This window comes from Paenarthrobacter sp. YIM B13468 (genome assembly GCF_042788025.1).
Taxonomy (GTDB): domain Bacteria; phylum Actinomycetota; class Actinomycetes; order Actinomycetales; family Micrococcaceae; genus Arthrobacter; species Arthrobacter aromaticivorans.
The window spans coordinates 183,107-191,269 of the sequence record NZ_JBHZPI010000009.1 but is presented as its reverse complement, the minus strand read 5'-3'; the positions used below and the strand labels follow the sequence as shown (position 1 = coordinate 191,269).

8 protein-coding genes and 4 tRNA genes are annotated in these 8,163 nt (G+C 59.2%); 5 read left to right on the top strand and 7 right to left on the bottom strand.

The genetic code is table 11. From position 1 onward, the window contains the following. The coding region (locus ACFX4T_RS11075; protein ID WP_377651836.1) for a GEVED domain-containing protein at nucleotides 1–1,211 on the bottom strand (1,211 nt) is incomplete at its 3' end. A gap of 696 nt (nucleotides 1,212–1,907) precedes the next feature. Between ACFX4T_RS11075 and ACFX4T_RS11070 the strand changes: the two genes are divergently transcribed. Then, entirely contained in the window at nucleotides 1,908–2,246 is a 339-nt protein-coding gene (locus ACFX4T_RS11070) for a hypothetical protein (protein ID WP_377651835.1), read from the top strand. Here ACFX4T_RS11070 and ACFX4T_RS11065 read toward each other — a convergent pair. From ACFX4T_RS11065 to ACFX4T_RS11045, 5 genes are all read right to left on the bottom strand, one after another. Further along, nucleotides 2,243–2,692 carry an IclR family transcriptional regulator gene (locus tag ACFX4T_RS11065; RefSeq protein ID WP_377651833.1) on the bottom strand — a complete coding sequence of 150 codons (450 nt, stop codon included), beginning with the start codon at nucleotides 2,690–2,692 and terminating at the stop codon, nucleotides 2,243–2,245. The two genes, ACFX4T_RS11070 and ACFX4T_RS11065, sit on opposite strands and share 4 nt — an antisense overlap. A gap of 673 nt (nucleotides 2,693–3,365) precedes the next feature. After that, nucleotides 3,366–3,836 (bottom strand): DUF6301 family protein, encoded by a 471-nt coding sequence (locus ACFX4T_RS11060; RefSeq protein WP_377651831.1) that lies wholly within the window; start codon nucleotides 3,834–3,836, stop codon nucleotides 3,366–3,368. Nucleotides 3,837–3,847: 11 nt separating this feature from the next. Beyond that, nucleotides 3,848–5,407 carry a hypothetical protein gene (locus tag ACFX4T_RS11055; RefSeq protein ID WP_377651829.1) on the bottom strand — a complete coding sequence of 520 codons (1,560 nt, stop codon included), beginning with the start codon at nucleotides 5,405–5,407 and terminating at the stop codon, nucleotides 3,848–3,850. 553 nt (nucleotides 5,408–5,960) lie between these two features. Further along, nucleotides 5,961–6,221, bottom strand: a complete 261-nt coding sequence (locus ACFX4T_RS11050; protein ID WP_377651827.1) for a hypothetical protein — start codon at nucleotides 6,219–6,221, stop codon at nucleotides 5,961–5,963. Nucleotides 6,222–6,253: 32 nt separating this feature from the next. Beyond that, complete coding sequence (locus ACFX4T_RS11045; RefSeq protein WP_223948674.1) at nucleotides 6,254–6,775, bottom strand: hypothetical protein; 522 nt, start codon at nucleotides 6,773–6,775, stop codon at nucleotides 6,254–6,256. A 16-nt stretch (nucleotides 6,776–6,791) separates the two neighbouring features. Between ACFX4T_RS11045 and ACFX4T_RS11040 the strand changes: the two genes are divergently transcribed. Beyond that, a complete protein-coding gene (locus tag ACFX4T_RS11040) occupies nucleotides 6,792–6,986 on the top strand; it encodes a hypothetical protein (protein ID WP_223948673.1) in 195 nt (64 codons plus the stop codon). A gap of 502 nt (nucleotides 6,987–7,488) precedes the next feature. On the opposite strand, the gene ACFX4T_RS11035 is transcribed toward ACFX4T_RS11040, so the two are convergent. Next, nucleotides 7,489–7,563, bottom strand: a tRNA-Val gene (locus ACFX4T_RS11035). Nucleotides 7,564–7,835: 272 nt separating this feature from the next. Between ACFX4T_RS11035 and ACFX4T_RS11030 the strand changes: the two genes are divergently transcribed. The 3 genes from ACFX4T_RS11030 to ACFX4T_RS11020 all read left to right on the top strand — a co-directional run bounded on the left by ACFX4T_RS11030 (nucleotide 7,836) and on the right by ACFX4T_RS11020 (nucleotide 8,137). Beyond that, nucleotides 7,836–7,908, top strand: a tRNA-Gly gene (locus ACFX4T_RS11030). Between the two features lie 45 nt (nucleotides 7,909–7,953). Further along, a tRNA-Cys gene (locus tag ACFX4T_RS11025) sits at nucleotides 7,954–8,024 on the top strand. Nucleotides 8,025–8,062: 38 nt separating this feature from the next. Further along, a tRNA-Val gene (locus ACFX4T_RS11020) sits at nucleotides 8,063–8,137 on the top strand. Nucleotides 8,138–8,163: the final 26 nt, after the last annotated feature.

Below are 8,163 nucleotides of genomic sequence, written 5' to 3'. Positions count from 1 at the left end.
GGTGGGTTTCCCGTTACTTTTGCCGTATTTGTCAGCAGGCCGGTAGTGACGTCGGTTTGGGTGACCACATACGTGGCAGTGGCTGTCACGGACTGGCCCGGCAAAAGGATGCCCGCAAGGCCGGGCCAGCTATACGAGAGCGCCGACATCGTGCCGCTGCCGGAGAACTGCGTCTCGGTGATGACCACGCCGGACAAGGTCACGTTTCCCGTGTTCTTCGCCACGAACGTATACGTGGCCGTTTCACCGGCCACCAAGGTGGTCTTGTTCACCGTCTTGACCAAGGTGATGGCAGGAGCGGCGGCAGGAGCAACGGTGAAGATGTAGTCTTCCACTTCCCCGGAATTGGATGCACCGATCGGGGCCTGGACCTGGGCGGTGGTGTAACCGATCCGGAACCGCGCATACGTCGTCCCTGCCATCACCCCGGTAGGGACAACCCAGGTCAGCGTGGCGGTCGTGGCGCCGGCGGCGAACGTGGCACAGGCCCGCTCAGCAGTGTTGTCGAACAACCCGTTCTTGTTCAGATCAATCCACCCGCAGGTGGTACCGGGCTTGCTGGCGCCACTGATGGCCACGGTTGTGGAGTAGCTGGTAGCGCCCAGTGACATCGGTGCCAGGATCACGCCGTCGTCCATCTGGTCCAGCAACGCCGTGGCACCCGCGTTCGGCGATGCCGTGCCGTTGGCCACACTCGCGTTGTCCTCGGTGACATTCGCGCCCAATGTCACGTCCGAAAGATCGGCCCGGGCCGCGTTGCCCTGATCGTAGGAAGCAGGCGCGTCACCGAAATCCTGCGGGACCGTCATCGCCATGACGAAGTTGTCCGCGTTATGGTTTGGATCTTCGGGGTCGTTGATCGTGTATGGCGGAAGTGCGCTGGTGGTCTGGACGAAGATCGCGCTGATATCGAACGTCAACGAGGTCACAATGCCATTGATACGGACCGATCCACAGGCCGCAGTCGCTTGGGCATTCACGGGCTGAGGATTGTCCGTTTGGGTGGTCGTCTCGCACCGAGTACCCGCGTTGTCGTTAGTGGCCGTAATGGCATTTCCCGACACGCTAAGGTTCCCGCCCGAGAGCTTAGTCATGGTCAAACCCGTGGTTGCGAGATTCAACACGGCGTGGAGCTGGGACTGGCGGTCGACAGGTCCTTTCTTGTTTTCGTACCAAGTCACGTTTCCACCGATGCCAGCGATGTTGAGCACAGGATTCCTCACGGGCTGGCTAAACGCGATCGTGACCGTCCCCAAGCCGCTGCAGGGACCGGTTGCCGCGCAGTTATTGACCGCGTTCGTTGCGAATTCAACGGCCGGGGCCCCGGTCCCTATGTTTTGTGAGAAATCAGAGGCCACAAATCCACGGCTGCCCATCGTTGACTGCCCCACGAGGTCAGTCAGTCCGGATTGATCGTAGGTGGCCGTAAGACCGGATCCTGGCATCGTCAAAATAGCCGCTCCGCCGGTAACGTCTGCCTGGTTGGTTGCTACTTCGTAGGCGTGAGCTGATGGACTTGGGCGGAGCACCCCCATTGAAAGTGCGCCACAAACGACCACTAATACGGCGACGAAGGCTGTTATTTTCCCAAGCAGATACTTCAAGGGATTCTCTCCAATGAACAGTGACCGACAGACCCCACAGCCGACGGCCAAACATATGTTGCGGAGACTGACCGGTTGCGTCCGGCAAGGTCGGTCTCCAGTCAAAGGAGTGCGGGAATGGAAAAGTTCATGTCGCAGAAATCGAAAAACTCTTTGCGGGAAAGCTCTCGGGGCTCCTACAGGGAAGGAAGCGGGCCGGAGCTAGGACCTTGGATTCAGCAAGGGGAAGGATCCGCTCTGGCTGACCTTCATTGGCCCCTTCGTCGCGAGTTCTCAACCGACTGGGCGTGACAACTTCATCAATTGCGCGCAGGCTGGATAGCGGGACTCTCCGTCCTGGCTCTTGTGGGATTGAGCCGCGGAAGGCGCTGGGGCGGCATTGTTGATGTGCTCCAGTGGGTTGTCATTTGGCTACCCTTCTGGTTTGGCCTTCAACAGTTCTCAGCTGATGCCTTCGCAATCTCCACGGCCGTATCCGTGGTGGGTGCGCTGGTGGGCGTGCTGGCATTCGTTGTACGCGGAGACCATGAGATTCAACCCCGGCAGAACTGGCAGCGATGCCGCGTTGCAGTCCTACGTGACTGGCGGGTCCCAGTTCGGCCCTACCTGAGATTGGCGCCTGTCACCATCGTGTTCATCTAGGTAACAGGCCGGAATCCCATGTTCTCGCTGATTTTCAGGCCTGCCCACTTCAGCTCCTCAATCAGCTCGGGAAGTTCGTCGGGTTTGAACCTGAAGGACGGGCCCGAAATACTTACGGCCCCGATGACAGTTCCGTGGTGGCCTCGGACGGGAACGGCAATGCCATTAAGGCCGTCCTCGAGTTCACCATGCACCGTCGCATAGCCAGCTTTCGCCACCAGGTCCAGTTGCTTCTCCAGCTCAGGCCGAGAAGTTATTGTCTTGATGTCGGCGAGGAAATCAGGTTGTTCCGTGACATTGCCCGGAAAGCCGGCGCAGGCTTTCGGGACGTCGTACTTATGGACACTCAAGAGTCCGCCGTCGAGCGGTTCTACGCTCGCGAAGACAACCAGGATCCCTGGCATGCCCGGGTAACGGCAATTGTGGAACAGAACGGCGGTGCCCAACTACTGGAGTCAATGTACAAGGGCCTAATCAGCGGCCTTCGCACACGCCCCGACACATCAGTCATCTTCAGTCGCAGAGGAGCCATTGAAGAGACCTATCGAAACCTGGTGGATGCCTTGGCTTGAGGGACAGGTTTTGGCCGCTGAGTAGTCGATGTCGGGATACTCGTCAATGTAGAGCGCAGGAACGGTTCAGGCGCCCCCTCGGCCACTAAATTAAGGCGCTCTGCCCTTTAGCCGCTGGCTGCCCCGATGGCTTCGACCTCGACTAGCTGATTGTCATACCCGAGGACTGTTACCCCAACAACGTGCGCGGTGGCACGGTATCTGTTCCGAAGGCGTCGCGCACAAACCTTCCAGGCGCTTACAAGGTCAGTCTGCTTCGTGGACGCAACGAGCACACGTGTGCATATCACGTCCTCCATCGACGCTCCTGCGTGATGGAGCGCGATCTTGGTAAGCGTGAATGACTCACCGTCGTTACGAAATGGACGCCGATCCGGACAACGTCACGCTGGGACAGCACCTTGCCCAGCAACGCAGAAACTTTAGCGCGTTACCGTTCAACTAGACGTCTTGGTGGTCCGAACCGAAGAGGTATTCGCCGAATAACCGCGAATACTGACCAGCGAGGGAGCCTTGCGAGGCGGTCAGGGCAGCGACCAATCGACCGTCACTGGTGGGCAGCTCGGCGATCGAGTTCAACCCCTTGCGGTGTCTCGTACCTTGCCGTCAGACCCCTGGGGAGAAAGCTGAAGGAAACGCGGGCACCGTCCTCAACGTTCCATTGCGCCGTTGTGGTGTCCTTGAAGTACGCCAGCTTTGGCTCCCCCCACCTCGCTACACCCTCACGAACCATGAGCGTATGGACATCGCTGAGGAAGTCGGTGGACTCCGGAGTCACATCGCGGATTGTGTCCGACGTGTCGAAGCTCAAATCCATCATCACGTTTTTGTAGTCAATGGTCATGACATCAGCGGTGGTGAAGTTGGACACCGTGTTCATAAGGTAATGCGTGTCGTTCTCGACTTCGATGGTCCAACCGAACCGGTCCACAGCACGTTTTTGGGCCTCATCCTGGGACATCGGCCACGGTGCAGTTATCCAGAAGTCGATGATGTCGCAGAGCTCAGCGGGAGGCATTGACTTCCATGTCACGCGTTTGGGCCTCTTTCCAGGTTTTCGCTTTTTGCTCTTTCCAACCAGTCCCTCCAAGCGGAATAGCTGAAAAGATTGATGTTGTATCCGGCCGCGACGGCAGCGCCCTCCAACGTCTCACCTGCCCGGAAAAGAGGCCGCCCATCCGCGGTCTCGATTGACTTCACGATCTCGGCGTCCGTGGCATTAAGCAAGTGAATCAGGGAGTAGGCTGCGCGGAAGGTCTCTGGGCCTCCGATGAAATGCACCCAATGACGGCGTCCCCAACGAATCTCCGTGCCGTTGGCCCCGACTGTGACATTAACGCCGGGTGCATCTTCAAACGTCGCAATCTGCTTACCCGGCCAAAGCATCTCCCTCACCATTTCAAGGACGAAGGGGTGCACAGTGTCAGCCCGGGCAACCACCCTGGTGTGGTTGGGGCCGGCCATCCAATGGCGCAATTCCAGAGTGCCGTCGTCGTTCAGCGCAATGACCTTCGACATCACTCTCCGGCCCCTGACTTCAAGAACTCCGTCAGGGTGCGTGAGCAGGCCAAGCTTCACGCAAGGATTGATTGCCGCCATTGTGGGCGTGCTAAGAATTTCCTCTACCAGAGGGTGGTCGAGCGAGCTGACCCACACGCTGGGACGTGGCTCTGCAGTCGCATCGCCCTTTGACCTGACGTGATTGGACTCAAGCCCAAGCCCCGGAAATTCCAGTGAATCAGCCCCAAGATCCATACGCGCCACGCGTTCTGCGGACCACGTCTGGCCCAGTGGAATCTGCTCGGCCTCGCGCCAAGCCCGATAACCCATTTCATCAGGAAACGCTATGCCGTAGGAGTTCCGCAATGCGGCGACGCACCGCTCGGCCAGCTCGCGGTATTCCGAGGTCAGTGCTGGAAGTGGGAGTGACGAGGACCAGTTCGGCTGCGTGGCACCCGGTGCCTGCCAAGCCGCGACGCGCAGCACGGATTCGTCTGCACCACCCACTACATCCGTCCCGGGAGCCTCGGCATCAAGACGGTCGGCCTGGCCCGAAAATTGCACATATCGGGTTGGGTATAAGTGTGAGGTGATGATCAGGTTGGTCCGATCCGATACACGGCGCAGCGTCGCCGCGAGCCGGTCGCGGAAGTCGTTCCAATCGAAGTCCGCCTGGTCGCGTGGCTTCCGCTGCATCCAAGGCATTGGAAGTCGTGTCCTCACGGTGCTGAAGTGCAGATCCGGGTCGTCTTGAGGAATTGTCTTCAGCCGGTAGGGGTCCCGGGGATCAGATCCTTCGAACCCTTCTTCCCCCGCCGACGGTTCCCGCGTAGCAACCAGGAGTCCCTGGGAATTTCTGAAAAAGATTTCGACTATCAGGCCTCGATAAGTGCCGCGATGTTTGATGTCGTGGCACTCCAGTTGCTCCTCCGGGCCGATCTCCCGAATGAATTCCCGACGGCCCAGCGGCGTGAACCCAGCGGTTGGTTGATCCGTCCACAGCGCCCAACCGTCTCCCCGGGGCCGCAGCCGATACTCGACGCCACCAAGAACGGCGTAACTCCCGGGTTTGATGAAATCATCTCTCATGTGGCCTTCTTCACCTTTCCTGACGTCAGTCGTAGCTCACCTAGCAATGACCCGGGAGACGTCCATGTCCCCGTTGTAGAACACCCACACAAGCCAGGCGGACGGCTCCATCTGCCGTGTCTGGGCGATGGTGGCGGGTGTGATCCCTCTGCGTTCCAACTGCTCGAGTCGGCTACTCCAGTCTTGGAGGACCGCGTTGCTGGCAGCCGGGCCTTGGCGTGCCGAAGCAGTACCGGCAAGGCGTTCCGCCTTCGCTGGCAGGTGGCGCCTTTGCTCCGTGCGAGCACGTGGACCTAGGACCCGACTATGTCCCACCGCCCGTCGGCGAATTATATTGAGCCGCCACGCAACGAGTGCCAGAAGTGCAAGCATCACCGCGATCGCAGGCAACCATAAAGAAACCTGCCCAGACGTAAACCCACGTTCATCGCCTGCGCCCGACACCATGCGGAAGCAAAGAGACCCGCGACCGTCAATCCGACGAGCATCGTGCACACGCTTCCATAACGTGCGGCAGGCCTTGCGGCCACCGGAAGAAGGAGCATCACGGCAATCAGAGGAACCCGATATGAGCGGCAGGTACGGCCACCGAGGCTGCATGTACCGCGGAGATGGAGGCATTCTTCCGCCCTCCCGCACCGAACATCACAGCTGCGGTCAGTGCAGCCAACAACCCTGTGCTGAGAAGGACTCCCCACACGCTCTGCCACAGAATAGTTCCACCTGTAGTGGCATCCTTGGGCCGCTCCGCACCGTTCGCACCCACCTCCGGGAGCATCAGGTCTAGCAAGGAAGCCGCGTTCGCCCCGGACAACAACTAGAGCGTGCCGGGGCAAACGCGGCATGCTACTTGACCGTAACGGTAGTCTCGGCAGTTTCCTTCTTGGCGTGATCCAGCTTCCCGTCCGCGCCCTGGGGATTCATGGTCGCCTCGATCTTCGCTTCCTTACCTGCAGCGTATGCGAAGTTCTCAGCAACGTTGAATGACTCCCCCGGCTTCAGCACAAACGGGTCCTTCTCCTTCAGCTTGATGCCGGAGCTGGTGAGGCCGTGCTTCTCGAAACCATCGCTACTGGAGTCCGAGGGCATGCCGCCCATGTACTTCCAGTCCGTGTACTTGGCGGACGGAGTGATGAGCGAGTGGCTCAACGGAATGTCCGCCGACGAAGTGTTGGTGACCACGTAGTTCAAGTAGACAATCGGGGCACCCTTCTTCAGAAGGTTTTCCTTTGTGTCCGGATCCACGAACATGCCGTCCTTGGACGCGACGTCAGTGGCTGTCTGGTAGATGTCCACGCTGAAGCTGTCGCCCTTGAAGCTGCCCAGCTTATCGCCCGTGTTGGTGACCGGCAGAGCCCAAGAGGCCACCTTGTAGGCACCTGGGGTGGTCGCTTCAGATGACGAAGAAGATGCGGATGCGGAGGACGATGTTGAGGCGGACGCCGCTGTTTCACTGGCCGAGGGTGATGACGAGTTCGAAGACTCTGCGCTTCCCCCGCATGCGGTGAGCGACACCGCTATCAAGGCCGTGGCTCCCATTCCTAGAAGTGTCTTCTTGTTCATTGATTCCCCTAAGTAAGGTCCTGTGTTCATTCGGAGAACGGGAACGCCGTTTTTTGGCTGGTTGAGGCCCCGCCTGCGACGACCATGCGTCCGCCCTAAAGAAGAAGTGGCTCCCGGTCAGGTTCTATGACGCGTTTATCGACACCAAGTAGTTGTGACAGCTACGGAGGATGATGCGAAAACTGGAATCTGTCACCGCGGAAGGGGCACGTACTCCAAGACCTGCCCTGGCAGTGCCTGCCATCCAAGACCGGTGCGCAAGCGTCATATAGTGGGCCGCCCACAGTGTGGCAACTTGATGAGTACGGCGAGTTGATCCCACAGAGAACCCGCGGGGGCCCCGGACATCGGCTATGGGCTGCGTGGTATCGGCCTGATACCTAGGGCCCTGCGAAGTGACCTTTGATCTGGGCACATTTGTCGTTGGGAACTCATTCGCGAGTCCCACGCAGGTACCACGGAGCCGTCGAGAAAGCCCCAGAAACGCAAAAGACCCCCGGAGATCCGGGGGCCTTTCTTGGTGGGCGATACTGGGATCGAACCAGTGACCTCTTCGGTGTGAACGAAGCGCGCTACCACTGCGCCAATCGCCCGTGTGCAACCCGCATCAAGTGGCCGGTGCATACAGAAGACTAGCCCACCGTGGCTGGAATGCAAAACGCAACCGGACCGCCCTCCCGCAGACGAATCACAGGCTTGGAATTACAGCCATGAAACTCCCGAAGAGCCCCGTAAATTCAAGGATCCGAGCCCCTTAAGAAGCAAAACCAACCAGCCGATTTGGAGTTTCAAGCAACCTCCTATAGAGTTTTTACTCGTCGGAAAGCGACGGAATGCCTACTGGGCAGGCCGGCGCAACGGCACTGCGGACGTAGCTCAGCTGGTAGAGCACCACCTTGCCAAGGTGGATGTCGCGAGTTCGAATCTCGTCGTCCGCTCGCAAGGCACTGTCAAGGCAAGAATTCCTCGGAATCTGCTTACACGGTGGGTTGGCCGAGAGGCGAGGCAGCGGCCTGCAAAGCCGTATACACGGGTTCGAATCCCGTACCCACCTCGGTGAAAACCATGTCTTCCAGCCACGGCTGGATGCATGGGCGATTGGCGCAGCGGTAGCGCGCTTCCCTGACACGGAAGAGGTCACTGGTTCGATCCCAGTATCGCCCACCAGAACAAGGCAACTTGTTTGTTGTTGA